Below are 14827 nucleotides of genomic sequence, written 5' to 3' on the forward strand. Positions count from 1 at the left end.
TAAAAAGTATTTTATTTGAACCAGGATGAAATTGTATCGATTAGATTATTGAAGAAATTTTTGACGCTTTGCCAAAATCCTTCATCCTCCAGTATTGCACCGAACTTCTCATCGAACTTTGCCGTTAAATCCGATAACTGTGAAGATAATTTACTGAAGTCGATATTCAGATTACTAATTCGGTCCATTAAATCAACTAAAAGCTGACGGTCTGCTTCACTCAAATTGATTTGCAGTTTATTCAGCTGTTCTTCAACAATTTGCTGAACTTCTTCTTTTGTTGCCGGTTTATTTTCTGCAATTGCTTTTTTAATTTCCGTTAATAGTTCCGCTACTTGTTCATCTGAAACCCCTGCCGATTCAGCAAGTGATGTAGCAACGGATAATTCGTCATTTGCGACATCTGTACGTTCAATATCTAATGTCTCACCTGTTTTTACTTCATATGCTTTATATATACCGACTAATGCAGAGTGACCTGTTACTGGTTTTGGTGCTGCAATTTCCACAATCGCATCTTCAATACCTGCCGTTAACATGGCACTTGCATACATTTCCGATGTTACTTGTGTAATATTATCTGGTGTTACGATACTAATTGTAAGTCCCTCGCCTGCATCTTGGCGTGTAATTTTAGCTGATGAAAACATGCGTGAACTTGGGTTACTATCTTTTATATATTTTGCTAAATCCTGTCCTGTAATCGTAATTTCATCTATTTCTGTCTCTTTATCTACTCGCAATGCTATTTTCACTGTTTCTTTTTCATCAGCAGATAAATTACCTCCATAAACAACGATTGGTACACCGAGCTTTTCATTGATTGGATTCTTTTGTTCTGTAGCGGCCGCAGAAGCAGACATTGGTAAAACAAAAGAAATCAGTAGCACAAATGCAGCAATAACAGCCATCCATTTTTGTTTCATTTATAAATCCCCCTTTACGAATGTATATGTTGTCCAATTTTACTATACATTCTTTAATTAATACGAATAAAAAAAGTAAAAGGTTTCATATACATTTCCCCTTTTACTTATAGTTGTATCTAAACGATTTCTGTCCAGCCGTCTTTTTGCGTAATTTTGCGCGCTTTCATTAAAGTACCTAGTGCACGCTTAAACGAACCTTTACTCATCTTGAACATTTCAGAAATTTCCTCTGGTGTTGACTTATCACCAAACGGCATCTTTCCGCCGACACTTTCCAAATATGCAAAGATTTTTTCCGCATCTTCTCCTAAACGCTCATGCTTTCGAGGTAAAAATGATCCGTTTAACGAGCCATCTTCCTTCACATCAATAATACGCACCTGCACTTCTTGTCCTAAACGAGGCTCAGCCTTCATTTCAGATTCGTGTACGAAAATACGATAAGGGTTATCAACGCCTAATAAAAATGAACCTACCGGTAATAGACGGTATGGTCGAGCAGTAATGTTTCTGTTGAACATGTCTTCCGCTGCGCCTTCATACATGTCATTAACTTTTTCTTCAGTAATTAGACGACCGAATAAATCACCGTTGCGATCTGTACGTAATGTAATATACAAATGATCTCCTGACTCTGGCCATACTTCTTCAATAGCCGGTAAATCTTCGGCACGCACCAGTACTTCACGTGACGTACCAATATCACAAAAAGCACCTTCTTTTGTCACTTTCAACACACGCGCCCAACCGTAATCCGCTTCTGTAATATGAGGAATAGCCGTCGTTGCCTGAAGGTCTCCTCGGCGATCTGTATAAAGGAATACTTTTAAAACATCGCCGATCGCAATTGTTTCTGCTACATCTGATGCATTTAAAGGAATTTCCAAATCACCATTTGTTAAAATATAGCGTGACCCTTGTTCTTCCAATACCGTTAATTCCACTACTTGTCCTGATTTTATTAACTGATTCATCATATTCTCCTTTTTCTTGTCAATCATTACATACTATGATTTGATTTCATTTCTTCCAGCTTCTTTGTAATTTGAGGCTCTTCTTCTAAAAGCTGCACAAGATCAGCAATGCGATCAATGGAATTCCAGCTTAAGTGATGTTCAATACCTTCAACGTCTTCATATATACGTTCTTCATCGACCCCTATTAAACGCAAAAATTGTTCCAGCAAATCATGTCGCTGAACAAGTCTCTTTCCTAACTTTTGCCCTTTTGGCGTTAATGTTAAGCCTCTATATTTTTCATATATCAAATAGCCGTCTTTATCTAATTTCTGCACCATTTTTGTAACGGAGGAAGGTAGAACAGATAAAGCTTCCGCAATATCGGACACACGCGCATACCCTTTATGTTCAATTAGTAGATAAATTTGTTCAATGTGGTCCTCCATGCTAGGTGTTGGCATAGCTGTTCCCTCTCTTTCCAATTGCTCCTTTCAGTTTACTACAATTTCACGTAAAAAGTTAACTGAAAACAGTAAACACCTAAATATACATCGGCTTGGCTGCATAACAGTTTGGTTCCAGTTACATAGGAAGCGGATTAGTCATCTATTGCGGAAAATCGTGACACAAAAATGGGTTAAAAGAAAAAGGCTATTGCAATTAGTATGCCCCTAATTGAATAACCTCTTCATTTTATCTTTACAAAACTTGATCATGACTGCTTATATACATAATGAACGCATTGAAATCATTTCTTATGGATGCTTAGGATATTGTTTTACGATGTGAAGTGCACGGATAATTTGTTTGTTAATTTCCTCAAGATATTCCGGGGTGCTCATTTGTTTAAATACAGCATCTCTCGTCTCATCTGATGTAACATAACGAGCAGGCAATACATTTAAAACAATTGCATTCACATCCATCTCACATTGTTCACAATGGCAAAATGTTTGATATTCAACGCCATGCAGCAGAAAACTAACAAGCCCTTTTACAATTTCCTCTGTTACATTTATTAATTTAATACCTGACATTGTATCTTTCGCCTCATTTATATAACTAGATTGTCTTCTTTAATCATATAACGCGAAGTAATATAACTCAAACATTTTTATTAGCATATGTGACTATTTTACTTTCATTTTATATTTTTCAACTCTATATTTTAACTCATTCCAATATCAATACTGCACTACTTTTCTCCTTTTATTAACGTATAAAATTCAAAGCAACTTTTAAACATTAAAAAATCCTCCCTTTTGAAAAAGGGAGGATCCATTCAAACTTCTATTCAGCTTTTAAAATTAACTCGTAACCATGGTCGATATCGCCATTGATTTTTGTTTTATGATAACGGCCGTAAACCCAGTTTGACGTTTGGTTGTCATACCATTTAGACTTCACATGTCCGCTCTGTCCTGGACCAACAATATGATATGCTGATTTTAAATTATCCAAGTCAGCTACAAAGCGCCATGATGCCCCGTGATTTACATTCCCGCTGCCATCTTCAGAAGCTGCTTGTACGGTAACACTAGAACCGCCAACCGGTAGTTTTTCAGGGTTGACATAGTCCGCTAAAAAGTCGGATGCGCTTGCTAATGGATGATCGAATGTGAGCTGATTATAGCTGCCCCATTTCCATTTTGAAACCGACGTCCCAAATTTACCTTTAATTTTTGTAACTGCATCCTCGAATGCAGTGTAAACGAATTTATCCAGTCCGCCTTCTTCTGTAATCCAGACACCCGGATTACCCGCATATGCATCACGCAGCATCTGGTCGGTAATTTGCGATTTGGCTGGCATTAATTTATAAACATCTTCAGGCATTGCATCCTCGAATAATGCCTTTTCCATATTTTCAATTAAGAAATGGTAAATAAGTGGTGCACCTTGGTCTTTATCATCGTAATACTCCCACTCTTCCAGAAGTGTTATGACATTCTTGTATTTGCCATCTTTATCTTGAGCTTTGATCGTTTCAAGTAAGCCTGGTAAAAATTCTTGGGCATGCAAATTCTTTTTATCCATTTGCATCCCTTTCATTTCTGCAACAGACAGCTTTAATAATTCACCTGTTTCCTCATCATACATCGGTGTTTTAATCATCTCTACGATTCGCTCATATCGATAAGGCTGTGCCCAAAGATTCGAAATATGGTAAGGGTATTCCTCGCCTACAACTTGATTATTCGCTGTTGCAATAAACCCTTCTTCCGGATTAATAACAGTTGGCAGCTCATCAAACGGGATATAGCTTTCCCAACCGTATTCCGAAGAGTTACCTGGCACTGGCAATGCACCTGTACCTTGTTTACGGATTGGTACTAGACCATTTGCTTTGTATGCAATTGTTCCATCAGTTGAAGCAAACACAAAGTTTTGCGCCGGTGCTTTAAAGTCCTCTAACGCAACTTCAAACTCTTCCCAATCTGTCGCTTTATTGAAACCTAATACTGCTTTTAGTTCCTGTGTTGATTGTAATGCTGTCCACTGCATAGAGAACTGCTCTTTCATCTTTGTATCTTTAAGCATAATGTTAGAAATAATTGGACCATGGCGTGTTTCCACAACTTCAAAGTCCACCGTTTCACCGTCTTTTACTTTGATTGGCTCTTGTCGAACAGTTGCCTCTTCCCATTCGCCGTCATATTCAAATTGATACGGGTTTTCCGGGTTGGGTGTTTCAATATATATATCTTGCACATCTGGGTTCACATTCGTTACGCCCCATGCAATTTGTTCGTTATGCCCAAGAATAATTCCAGGAATCCCTGCAAAAATTACACCACTTACATTTTGTTCTGGTGATTGCAAATGCATTTGATACCATACAGACGGTGTGCTTAATCCTAGATGCGGATCATCTGCAAGCAATGGCTTTCCTGATTTTGTCAGCTCGCCACTTACTACCCAGTTATTACTGCCGTTATGTTCTGATGGTAAATAATCTGTTGGAATAGCACTTGCAATATCTGTTTCCAGATTTAAATTCGCTTCAATAATTGATTGGGCGTTTTCTGGGTACTCTACAAATAACTCTTCAGCTTGCTCTTGTGTATAGTTTTGCATTGCCCATGAACGGAATACTTGCTGATTCCAGTTTCCACCTAAGTCATATGCCATATATTTTCCGATTGTCAATGAATCAATCGGTGTCCATGCTTCAGGTTTATACCCAAGTAGTTTGAATTCATATGAAAGTTTGCTTGTATCTTTTACTTCATCGATAAAAGCATTTACACCTTCCGCATACCACTCCAGAATTTGTTTTGACTGGGCATCATAATCATCCCATGATTGTTCCGCAGCATGACGTAAACTAAATGTCCTGAAAAACTTATCTGTATTTACTGCAGATTCACCTACGACTTCAGCTAATGTACCACTTGCTTGGCGGCGCGCTAAATCCATTTGGAATAAACGATCCTGCGCCTGTACATAGCCTTGTGCACGGTAAAGATCCGCATCAGACTTGGCAACAATGTGCGGTACTCCTACACCATCTCTCGTAACTTCTACATCCTCATCTAAAATGGAGACAGCAAGCTCACCTTCAATGACAGGTTTAGAATTTGATACGTATAAGTGCAATCCTGCTACCGCTGCACCACCTACAATAATTAAAATCCCAACTGCCCAAATGACAATGTTAATAAATTTGCGTCCTTTTGACTTTTTCGACTGTTGCGCCATAAATTCCACCTCTTTTTTTCGTTTTTTACAAAGCAATATGCTGTAAAAGTTCTATTTCTATTAGTCTATTCATCTTACACCGTTTTTAATTTTAATACGATAGGGCAATGATCGCTACCTAAAATTTCTGAATGTATAGATGCTTCCTCTACTTTTTCAACTAGTTGGTCAGAGATAATAAAGTAGTCGATGCGCCAGCCGATATTTCGCTCACGTACTTTCGCCATGTAACTCCACCATGTAAAGTGGTCGGTTACATCCGGATGGAAATGACGAAACGTATCTGTAAACCCACTTGCGAGTAAGTCTGTCATCTTTCCGCGCTCTTCATATGTAAATCCGGAATTACCGATATTGGATTTCACATTTTTAATATCCAGTTCACTATGTGCAACATTTAAATCTCCACAATAAATGACGGGCTTTTTCGCATCAAGTTCCTTTAAATATATTCTCATCCGGTCTTCCCAAAGCAGCCGTTCCTCTAAACGAGTTAAATCTCTTTTTGCATTCGGTGTATATGCATTCACTAAATAAAAATTTTCATACTCCAATGTAAGGATTCGACCTTCATCTGCCGCAATTTCGTTTTCAATGCCGTAGTAGACAGCTAACGGCTCGTGTTTCGTAAATACCGCTGTACCGGAGTAGCCTTTTTTCACTGCTGAATGCCAATATTGATAGTATCCTTCTAGTTGGAGATCAATTTGTCCTACCTGGCATTTTGTTTCTTGTAAACAGAAAAAGTCTGCATCCATTTCCCGAAAATAATCCAAAAATCCTTTATTTACACATGCACGTATCCCATTCACATTCCACGAAATAAATTTCATCTTTCTTACTCCTTTTATGTAACATATATTAAATTACCCATTAAAAAAAAGAGAACTCGCGCTAAATTAGCACGAGTTGAAGTTTCACTTTATCTTTCAAGATTAGTCTTCACCGACGATTTTTACTTCCATTTCCAAATCGATATCGAACTTCTCTTTTACGACACGCTGTACCATTTGAATTGTATCGATATAGTCTTTTGCCGTAGCATTGTTTTTATTGACAATAAACCCTGCATGCTTTGTAGAAACTTCTGCCCCACCAACACCCTTACCTTGCAATTCACTATCCTGAATGAGCTTACCTGCAAAATAACCTGGTGGACGTTTAAATACACTGCCTGCTGAAGGATATTCGAGGGGTTGCTTCGATTCACGCTGGTATGTTAAATCAGCAATTTTTTCATCGATTTGCTGTTGATCGCCTTGCGCTAATTGGAACGTAGCTGACAGTACGAGATATCCTTTTTTTGCAATAATACTTTTACGGTAAGAAAGCTCCAGTTGTTCGTTGTTCAGCTCAAGAATCTTTCCTTCCGGTGTTAGTACTCTACAAGATGTGACGATATCTTTAACCTCACCACCGTAAGCGCCGGCATTCATCGCCATTGCTCCTCCGATCGAACCTGGAATACCGCATGCAAATTCAAACCCAGTTAAACTTTTAGCTGCAACTTGTTTTGACACTTCTTTAATCAATGCACCACTTTGCGCATAAACCGTATTACCTTCAATGCGAATTTCATCCAATAAGGCAAAATGCAGGACGATTCCACGGACACCACCATCACGAACGACCATATTAGACCCGTTCCCCAGCATGAGTAGCGGTACATTATTTTCATACGCATACTTAACGACAGCTGCTGCTTGCGCTTCTGTATTCGGCAGCACTAAAATATCCGCCTTACCGCCAAGTTTTGTCATCGTATATTTTTTTAGTGTTTCATTTATTTTTATATTAGTTGAAGGAATCCATTGTAATAAATCATTTTCCCACTGTTGAATTGTCATAAAAAACATTTTCCTTTCTTGTAAAGCTGACGTACTTTTTAAGTATCTGTTTTTATAACGCTTTTTACAAGTAAAACAGCATGATTTATAACCAAGTTTTCGCCCAGATCTCAATTTCTCTAACAGTTTGTTCAAGGGAAAGCCCTTTATCTGTTAAATTATACTCAACACGAACCGGTACTTCTGAGTATACTTTACGTTCAACAATTCCTTCTTTTTCGAGTTCCTTTAAACGCTCCGACAATAAGCGTCCACTAATCGGCAATGCTGCTTCGATCGCATTGAAACGTTGAGGTCCTTCCAACAATTGATAAATAATTAAAGCTGTCCAGCGTTTCCCAACAAGCTCCATTGCTTTCGATAGACGCGGACATAGCGCTGATTCTTTCATTTTCTTCACCTCATATTCACTACTCTAAATCTAAATTTATTTAACTGCTACTTATTATATTACCACTTCTCATCAATTACGAAAAGTAAGTAGCTTACTGCCAGGTTAATTTTAAATAATTGCAACTGCTCAATGACATAAAAAAGAAGGGAGCTCACTACTTTGTGAGCAACCCTTCTTTACTATATGAAAAATAAAATTAAGCTGTTACTTTTACTAAATTTTGCGCTGCAGCTTTTACTTTTTCTAAACCGTCAGCAATAATTTGTTCAGCGCCCGCTGGATTTGAAGCATGACCTTCGATAATAACTTCATCGATTTTTTCCATGCCATATACGCCACCAATAACTGCATTAATATAGTTTACCGACATTTCTGATGCAGATGCTTGTGGTGTTGAGTAAATACCGCCACGTGCATTTAATACAATATATTTTTTGTCCGTCATTAAGCTTACTAATTGACCTTGTTCGTTATATTTAAATGAATATCCAGCACCGTATGTGTAATCAATGAATGATTGTAATGCAGCTGGGATTGTTAAGTTCCATAATGGGAATGCAAATACTACTACATCAGCAGCTGTTAATGCTTCACGAGACTTATTGAAAGCAGCTAAAGAACCTTCTTGGATTGCTGATAATTCTTCGCCTGCTTGTGCTTTACCGAAAGCGTTGAATAATTCTTGACCGAAATATGGCATATTCTCTTCAAATACGTCAAAAGTTGTTACGTTTAAACCTTCATTATTCGCTACTTCAGCAATGAATGTTTCATACATTTTTGTTGATACGCCATCTGGGCGGTTATTTGCTTTTACTACTAATACGTTTGTCATTTTCATTCTCCCTAATATTTTTAATATTATTTATTTTTGCAATTTTATCTTGTTTTAAATTATCTCAAATTCGAGGTACTTTTATATAATAAAAGAACAACCTAAAAAAATCAATTAGATTGTTCTCATACTTTAGTCTGAATTCCCATTTCGGTTTTATATAAAAATACGAATCCAGGTAAATTCACTCGTTTTATTGCTATTAAATATCACAAGAATCATCGGTGCACGCAGCCCCGTCTACACCTTGCATTTTTAAAGGCTTACGTAAACCCATTTCCTGTGCTGCCTTTTCGATTGTTTGCTCAAACACTTCCTGTGGCTGTGCACCTGAAATACCGTACTTATTATCAATAACAAAGAAAGGTACGCCGCGTACACCAAGATTTTGAGCAACCGCAATATCTTGCTCAACTTGCTCCAAATACTCATTGCTCTCGATCACTTGTCGTGCTTTTTCTGCCGATAACCCGACTTCTTCTGCTAATGTCAGTAACACATCCGTTTGCCCGATTGCTTCACCTTCTAAAAAGTAGGCTTTTAACACACGCTCGGTGAACTCTTTTTCTTTCCCTTCTGTTTCAGCCCATTTCGCTAAACGGTGCGCTTTTACAGTGTTGGCACTTTTCATTTCATCGAAATTGTACTCAAGCCCTACTTCTTTGGCACGTGCTGTAACATTTGCTGTCATCTTCTTCACTTCATCTAATGAAATCTGGTATTTTCGTGACAATTCTTCATATACAGAGCTTGTTGTATCAACTGGTGTGGAAGGATCCAATAAATAGCTTTTATATGCTACTTCAATCGCATCTCCATACCCAAGTTCATCTAATGCGATTTCTAACTGTTTTTTGCCGATATAGCAAAAAGGACATACATAATCAGACCATACTTCGATTTTCATGCTAATCACTCTCCTTGTCTTGTATTGTAGCGAGCAATTATTCAAAAGTACAATGTTTAAAACTCTCTACTCCCCACTAGTTGTTAATGACTTTAATTTGTAGCATAACTGAATAAATCAATGCCAAATATCCAATGCTAAAAAATAAAAAGGTGATATTTTGAAACAATCTCTATGGCTTCCAACACATTCAGATTTTTCTGCTCCAACACTTCAAGAATCGATTAACTGCGATATATGTATAATCGGAGGGGGTATTAGCGGTATTTATACAGCATATTCTCTGGCTAAAGAGGGGCTTAGTGTAGTGCTAATCGAAGCAATGCCCCAGTTTGCACAAGGAACAACTGGCTATTCTACAGGAAAATTGACAGTCCAGCATAACCTCATTTACTCAAAACTTAATGAAGAAGACGGGAAAATTTACTACGAGGCGAATAAACAGGCTATTGAACAAGCTGTTTCCGAAAGTAGCACCAGCTTTACCCGAGCTACTTCGTATGTTTATACAGCTACTCCTCAAGGAAAGGAGCAGCTTTTAAACGAGGCGGAAAGCTATAAAAAAATTGGCATTCCCTTTGTTGCAACAAAGGACATCGAACTTTCGGTTCCTGTAGAACTTGCGCTCGGTATCAAAAATGAAGGTCAGATCAATCCTGTCGAGTTCACAGATACGTATGTTCAATTAGCAAGAAAACATGGCGCACAACTTTATTTAAATACGCGAGTCACTAAATTAGAAATGTCCAAAAATTGCCTTCATACAAGCAATGACAGTACCGTTCATTATAAAAAGCTGATTTTATGTACCCATTATCCAATAGAATCAATTCGTCAGCTTTATTCGATGAAGCTGCAAATCAAACGGTCTTATTTAACAGCAACAAAATACTCACAGCTGTTAGAAGGCCAATATTTAAGCGTCGATGCTCAAAGTCGTACAATCAGAACGGCGCTTATCGATAATCAGCCTTACTTTATCTATGGTGGACAATCGCATACTGCTGGCTCGACAAGTGATACAGACCCGTTTTATGAAACATTGCAGCATGAACTAACAACTGATTTTGAGCTTCCGCCATATGAATACGGCTGGAGTGCACAGGATGTTATGACTGCAGACCAAGTTCCTTATATCGGCCAGCTATCTCCGAGTGATGACAGTTTGTACATTGCAACAGGCTTCAATAAATGGGGGCTTTCTTCTTCACTTGTTGCAGGAACTTTGCTTACAGATCTTATTAAAAGAATCGCAAACCCGGCAGCCGCTTTATTCTCACCGAATCGTTCGAATTTCGGGAAAACATTTTACTTCATGCTGCAAACGGGCGGGATGATCGGAAAAGAGCTTGTAAAAGGCTATATTGACAGACCAGATGCGCCTAAGTGTACACACCTCGGCTGTAAAACAAGATGGAATGTTGCAGATGATACATGGGATTGTCCATGTCATGGATCACGCTATAATGCAAAAGGCGAAGTTATTGAAGGCCCTGCCGTCTATCCGTTAAAAATGAAAAAATCCGGTAACTCTTAAATGAGTTACCGGATTTATTTTTTATTTTAAGTTTTCAGTTAAAACTGGAACGATTTGTTTTTTACGTGATACAACGCCTGGTAAGCTGATGCGACCATTAACAATTGTTGCACCAAACGCTTTCGCTGCTTCTTCGGCAACTTGTCCAGCTGCTACTGCTGTTGAATCATTGTTTAAAATATCTGTTACGACAAAGAAGAATAAATCAAGGCCGTTATCTGCAATATTTTTGTTCAACAAGTTTTCAAGCTCTTCTTGGCGACCAAGAACGTCTTCAATATCCACTGCATTTACTTGGGCAACCGTCGCTTTATATTCACCAAATTCAAAGCCTTTTGCATCCAATGACAATAAATCTTCCAATGACTTATCTGAAAGGTCCGCACCTGCTTTTAGCATAGCTAAACCATATTGTGCAGTATCAGCATTTGCAATGGCTGCCAATTCTTCACCAGCTTTTACATCTTGCTCTGTGCATGTCGGTGATTTGAATAATAATGTATCTGAAATAATTGCAGAAAGCATTAAACCCGCAATATTAGCCGGAATTTCCACATTATTTTCTTTAAATAATTTATTTAAAATTGTCGCTGTACAACCTACAGGCTCCGCACGGAAATAGAGCGGATCAGCTGTTGTAAAGTTCGCAATACGGTGATGATCGATTACTTCCGTGATTTGTACGTCTTCGATTCCATCTGCCGATTGCTGGAACTCATTGTGGTCCACTAAAATTACTTGTGCCGCTTCGTCTTTTACGTTCGCAATTAGACGTGGTGCTTCAAAGTTGAATTTTTCCAGTGCATACTTTGTTTCATTATTTAATTCTCCAAGACGAACTGCTTCTGCATCCACACCTAATTGTTGTTTTAAGTATGCATAAACAATTGCTGAAGTAATTGTATCTGTATCTGGATTTTTATGTCCGAAAACTAATGTTTTACTCATGAGTGAGCCTCCTATTTAAATGCTTTTCGCTCTTCATTTTAACATAACGTTCATAAAGTGAAAAACAGAAGATTTGCTAACATTACTTAGCAAAAAGTAAAACTGTAAGGGCTATGGTTTAGCCCTTACAGTTTAGCTGATTGCTATCAAATTCGACATATTCAACGTGCTTTTTGTTTTTTTAGTATACTGCTCATATTGTTGCGGATTTTGATCCACCATCGATTCCACTAATATATGTAAAAGAGAGAAAATAGCAATTGTACAAGTGATGCCGTCTTCTTTTGAATTAGGAACGATAAGTACGGGGTTAGCCGGTTCCTCTTGAGATGTAAGCTCTTTGTTGCGGATTTCGGCGATTTTTACATTTTTCCTTTTAGCAATTTCTACTATTGTCGTTATATCTTCATATTCCTCATCAAGCGATATAATGAAAAGCAATGAATCTTCATCCATATATGCAACCTGTTGTGCAATCTTGTCGGCCTCATGGGGTATAAAATGAACTTGGTCTCGTAATCTATTGACATTGCTGTACATCCAAAATGCAACTGGTGTCGATTGTCTGAAACCTAAAAAGTGGATTTTTTTTGCTGTATGTAATAATTGCACAACTTCTTCAATATCCTGCTCTTTTAGTTGATTGAAAGTTTTTGAAATGTTGGCGATATCTTTTTTTACAATGTCTGCCCCAATGTGATTTCGGATTTTCTTTACAGGCAGCGCTTGTTTAACTTCGCTTGCTTCACCTTTTTCCATTAAATATTCCTTCAGTTTGTCTTGGAGCTCACTAAAACCTGCTAAATCCATTGAATAGCAGAACCTTATTACAGTCGATTCACTTACATCCGCTAATCTTCCTACTTCGGAGGCAGTATTGGTCCACACAATATTCGGATTATCCATAACAAACTGAGCAACTTTTCGCTGCCCCTTAGAAAGGCGAATATACTTCTTTTTAATATTTTCACAAATAGTCAAATTCTCCATCTCCCTTTCCTCTATTTTTTCAATAAAATACTATGTCACTCATTCATGTAACTTTACGTGCACTAAATTCTTAATAATAAAAAATACATTATCATGAATAATAATAGAATTCAACGAGTTTTCTGAAAAAACTTTAGCATACTAAAGAATATAAAATTCCGAGTATGAAATTGACATACTTTTGTAAGATTTTATAGTTTATAAATGAACTATTATTAAAATCCTGTTAAGCTTATTCATCTATTAGGTATTTTTTTACAGATTACTAATATAAAAAGGAACCTGCGCTCTTTTAATAGCACAGGTCCCTATTCATTATAATACGCTCTATGGATTGTCATTTGGCATATGACTATTCTAATTCTGTTTGCTTCGTTTCTTTCCCTAAAAAAATAACCGCTAACACACCAATAACAATGGCCACACAGAAAATAGCAAAAATAAAGCTAATATCATAACCTTTTGTCAGCAATGTTCCTACTAATAATGGGCCGAAAATACCTCCAACTCGACCTATTGCTGCCGCCATACCCGCTCCCGTTCCACGTACGATTGCCGGATATTGCTCAGGTGTATACGCATATAAGGCACCCCATGCTCCCAAGTTAAAGAATGAAAGCAACATACCCGAAATTAATAATGTTTCGATCGTTTCTGCACCACCGAATACAAAGGCACTTGCTGCAGTACCTAATAAATATGTAACTAATACAAATTTCCGCCCAAACTTTTCGATGAACCAAGCAGCTGTAAAATAACCTGGTAATTGTGCTAACGTCATGATTAATACATATTTAAAACTTGATATTAAATCAAATCCTTTGCCAACCATTACACTTGGTAACCATAAAAACATGCCGTAGTAAGAAAATACAACTGCAAACCATAAAACCCAAAGCATTAGTGTAGAACGTGCATATTTTTTCTCCCATAATGTTGCGATATTTTGAAATACTGAACGTTTTTTCGATTCCTCTTTTACCCTGAACTGTGGAGAGTCCGGTAATTTCATTCTTATATAAATTGCATAAAGTGCAGGAATTGCCGTAATTAATAATGCAACTCGCCAGCCTTCTAGTGGCCAAAATTCAGCCGGTATAACGAAATAGGCAATAAGCGCAGCAATTAGCCAGCCTCCAGCCCAAAAACTTTCAAGTAAAACAACAACTCTTCCGCGTTCTTCAGCTTTTACGCTTTCAGATACAAGTGTCGAAGCAACCGGTAATTCCCCGCCAAGCCCCATTCCAACAAAGAAACGTAATATTAAAAAGAGCGTCAACGTTGTCGTAAAAGCGGATAATCCACTCGCAACGGAGAAAATTATTAATGTCCACATAAAAATTTGTTTACGTCCAACTTTATCTGCAAGTACACCAAATAATACCGCACCTACTGCCATACCGATGGAGTTTACACTTGCAATCCAACCCATTTGACTACTATTCAATCCCCAGTCAACCGCAAGTGCTGCAATAATAAAAGATAGTATTCCAACATCCATTGCATCGAACATCCATCCAACCCCTGCTATACGTAGAAGTTTATTACGTGATAAGGGCTTTTGTTCATTTGTTCCCACTGACATTACTTTTCCACCTTCCATGTGTCTTTACACCTGACTTAACAACATTATTATAATACATTTCTTTCTTAAAAGTGACAACATTTTTTTTACTTAACAAATTGTTCCGACAATTTAGCAATTCCTATTGAAATAAGAAACACATAGGTATAAAATGTCTTGTATACAAAAACAAATGTTCACCTAGCGAGAACAGA

General features: G+C 37.6%; 14 protein-coding genes. 1 reads left to right on the top strand and 13 read right to left on the bottom strand.

What is annotated here, in order from left to right:
* Window positions 1–11 precede the first annotated feature (11 nt).
* From CBM15_RS14585 to CBM15_RS14630, 10 genes are all read right to left on the bottom strand, one after another.
* Window positions 12–926: a DUF1002 domain-containing protein gene (locus tag CBM15_RS14585; RefSeq protein WP_087618077.1), complete on the bottom strand. Its 915-nt coding sequence runs from the start codon at window positions 924–926 to the stop codon at window positions 12–14.
* Between the two features lie 119 nt (window positions 927–1045).
* The gene (locus tag CBM15_RS14590; protein WP_087618078.1) at window positions 1046–1903 is read right to left on the bottom strand and encodes a CvfB family protein; all 858 of its coding nucleotides are present in this window, start codon (window positions 1901–1903) and stop codon (window positions 1046–1048) included.
* Between the two features lie 26 nt (window positions 1904–1929).
* Entirely contained in the window at window positions 1930–2349 is a 420-nt protein-coding gene (gene mntR, locus CBM15_RS14595; protein WP_008405810.1) for a transcriptional regulator MntR, read from the bottom strand.
* Window positions 2350–2643: 294 nt separating this feature from the next.
* Window positions 2644–2925 carry a late competence development ComFB family protein gene (locus CBM15_RS14600; protein ID WP_087618079.1) on the bottom strand — a complete coding sequence of 94 codons (282 nt, stop codon included), beginning with the start codon at window positions 2923–2925 and terminating at the stop codon, window positions 2644–2646.
* A 253-nt stretch (window positions 2926–3178) separates the two neighbouring features.
* Window positions 3179–5590: a penicillin acylase family protein gene (locus CBM15_RS14605; RefSeq protein WP_087618080.1), complete on the bottom strand. Its 2412-nt coding sequence runs from the start codon at window positions 5588–5590 to the stop codon at window positions 3179–3181.
* A 74-nt stretch (window positions 5591–5664) separates the two neighbouring features.
* Complete coding sequence (locus CBM15_RS14610) at window positions 5665–6423, bottom strand: exodeoxyribonuclease III (RefSeq protein WP_087618081.1); 759 nt, start codon at window positions 6421–6423, stop codon at window positions 5665–5667.
* A gap of 102 nt (window positions 6424–6525) precedes the next feature.
* Window positions 6526–7437: a UDP-N-acetylmuramate dehydrogenase gene (gene murB, locus CBM15_RS14615; RefSeq protein ID WP_087618082.1), complete on the bottom strand. Its 912-nt coding sequence runs from the start codon at window positions 7435–7437 to the stop codon at window positions 6526–6528.
* Between the two features lie 85 nt (window positions 7438–7522).
* The gene (locus tag CBM15_RS14620; RefSeq protein ID WP_008405817.1) at window positions 7523–7828 is read right to left on the bottom strand and encodes a winged helix-turn-helix transcriptional regulator; all 306 of its coding nucleotides are present in this window, start codon (window positions 7826–7828) and stop codon (window positions 7523–7525) included.
* A 199-nt stretch (window positions 7829–8027) separates the two neighbouring features.
* Window positions 8028–8666, bottom strand: coding sequence for an FMN-dependent NADH-azoreductase (locus CBM15_RS14625; RefSeq protein ID WP_087618083.1), 639 nt, complete (start codon window positions 8664–8666; stop codon window positions 8028–8030).
* A 202-nt stretch (window positions 8667–8868) separates the two neighbouring features.
* Window positions 8869–9573, bottom strand: a complete 705-nt coding sequence (locus tag CBM15_RS14630) for a DsbA family oxidoreductase (protein ID WP_008405820.1) — start codon at window positions 9571–9573, stop codon at window positions 8869–8871.
* Between the two features lie 160 nt (window positions 9574–9733).
* On the opposite strand from CBM15_RS14630, the gene CBM15_RS14635 reads away from it, so the two are divergent.
* A complete protein-coding gene (locus CBM15_RS14635) occupies window positions 9734–11110 on the top strand; it encodes an FAD-dependent oxidoreductase (RefSeq protein ID WP_087618084.1) in 1377 nt (458 codons plus the stop codon).
* 21 nt (window positions 11111–11131) lie between these two features.
* On the opposite strand, the gene CBM15_RS14640 is transcribed toward CBM15_RS14635, so the two are convergent.
* The 3 genes from CBM15_RS14640 to CBM15_RS14650 form a co-directional block, all read right to left on the bottom strand.
* A complete protein-coding gene (locus tag CBM15_RS14640; RefSeq protein ID WP_087618085.1) occupies window positions 11132–12058 on the bottom strand; it encodes a manganese-dependent inorganic pyrophosphatase in 927 nt (308 codons plus the stop codon).
* Between the two features lie 132 nt (window positions 12059–12190).
* Window positions 12191–13048, bottom strand: a complete 858-nt coding sequence (locus CBM15_RS14645) for a MurR/RpiR family transcriptional regulator (RefSeq protein ID WP_239534859.1) — start codon at window positions 13046–13048, stop codon at window positions 12191–12193.
* A gap of 352 nt (window positions 13049–13400) precedes the next feature.
* Window positions 13401–14633 carry an MFS transporter gene (locus CBM15_RS14650; RefSeq protein ID WP_087618158.1) on the bottom strand — a complete coding sequence of 411 codons (1233 nt, stop codon included), beginning with the start codon at window positions 14631–14633 and terminating at the stop codon, window positions 13401–13403.
* Window positions 14634–14827 lie beyond the last annotated feature (194 nt).

The sequence above is a fragment of the Solibacillus kalamii genome (assembly GCF_002174535.1).
Taxonomy (GTDB): domain Bacteria; phylum Bacillota; class Bacilli; order Bacillales_A; family Planococcaceae; genus Solibacillus; species Solibacillus silvestris.

Excerpts from the sequence above, each read along its gene's own strand:
- CBM15_RS14585 (WP_087618077.1), bottom strand. The coding sequence starts at position 926 with ATGAAACAAAAATGGATGGCTGTTATTGCTGCATTTGTGCTACTGATT.
- CBM15_RS14590 (WP_087618078.1), bottom strand. The coding sequence starts at position 1,903 with ATGAATCAGTTAATAAAATCAGGACAAGTAGTGGAATTAACGGTATTG.
- murB (WP_087618082.1), bottom strand. The coding sequence starts at position 7,437 with ATGACAATTCAACAGTGGGAAAATGATTTATTACAATGGATTCCTTCA.
- CBM15_RS14620 (WP_008405817.1), bottom strand. The coding sequence starts at position 7,828 with ATGAAAGAATCAGCGCTATGTCCGCGTCTATCGAAAGCAATGGAGCTT.
- CBM15_RS14630 (WP_008405820.1), bottom strand. The coding sequence starts at position 9,573 with ATGAAAATCGAAGTATGGTCTGATTATGTATGTCCTTTTTGCTATATC.
- CBM15_RS14605 (WP_087618080.1), bottom strand. The coding sequence starts at position 5,590 with ATGGCGCAACAGTCGAAAAAGTCAAAAGGACGCAAATTTATTAACATT.
- CBM15_RS14610 (WP_087618081.1), bottom strand. The coding sequence starts at position 6,423 with ATGAAATTTATTTCGTGGAATGTGAATGGGATACGTGCATGTGTAAAT.
- CBM15_RS14625 (WP_087618083.1), bottom strand. The coding sequence starts at position 8,666 with ATGACAAACGTATTAGTAGTAAAAGCAAATAACCGCCCAGATGGCGTA.
- CBM15_RS14640 (WP_087618085.1), bottom strand. The coding sequence starts at position 12,058 with ATGAGTAAAACATTAGTTTTCGGACATAAAAATCCAGATACAGATACA.
- CBM15_RS14600 (WP_087618079.1), bottom strand. The coding sequence starts at position 2,925 with ATGTCAGGTATTAAATTAATAAATGTAACAGAGGAAATTGTAAAAGGG.
- CBM15_RS14650 (WP_087618158.1), bottom strand. The coding sequence starts at position 14,633 with ATGTCAGTGGGAACAAATGAACAAAAGCCCTTATCACGTAATAAACTT.
- mntR (WP_008405810.1), bottom strand. The coding sequence starts at position 2,349 with ATGCCAACACCTAGCATGGAGGACCACATTGAACAAATTTATCTACTA.
- CBM15_RS14645 (WP_239534859.1), bottom strand. The coding sequence starts at position 13,048 with ATGGAGAATTTGACTATTTGTGAAAATATTAAAAAGAAGTATATTCGC.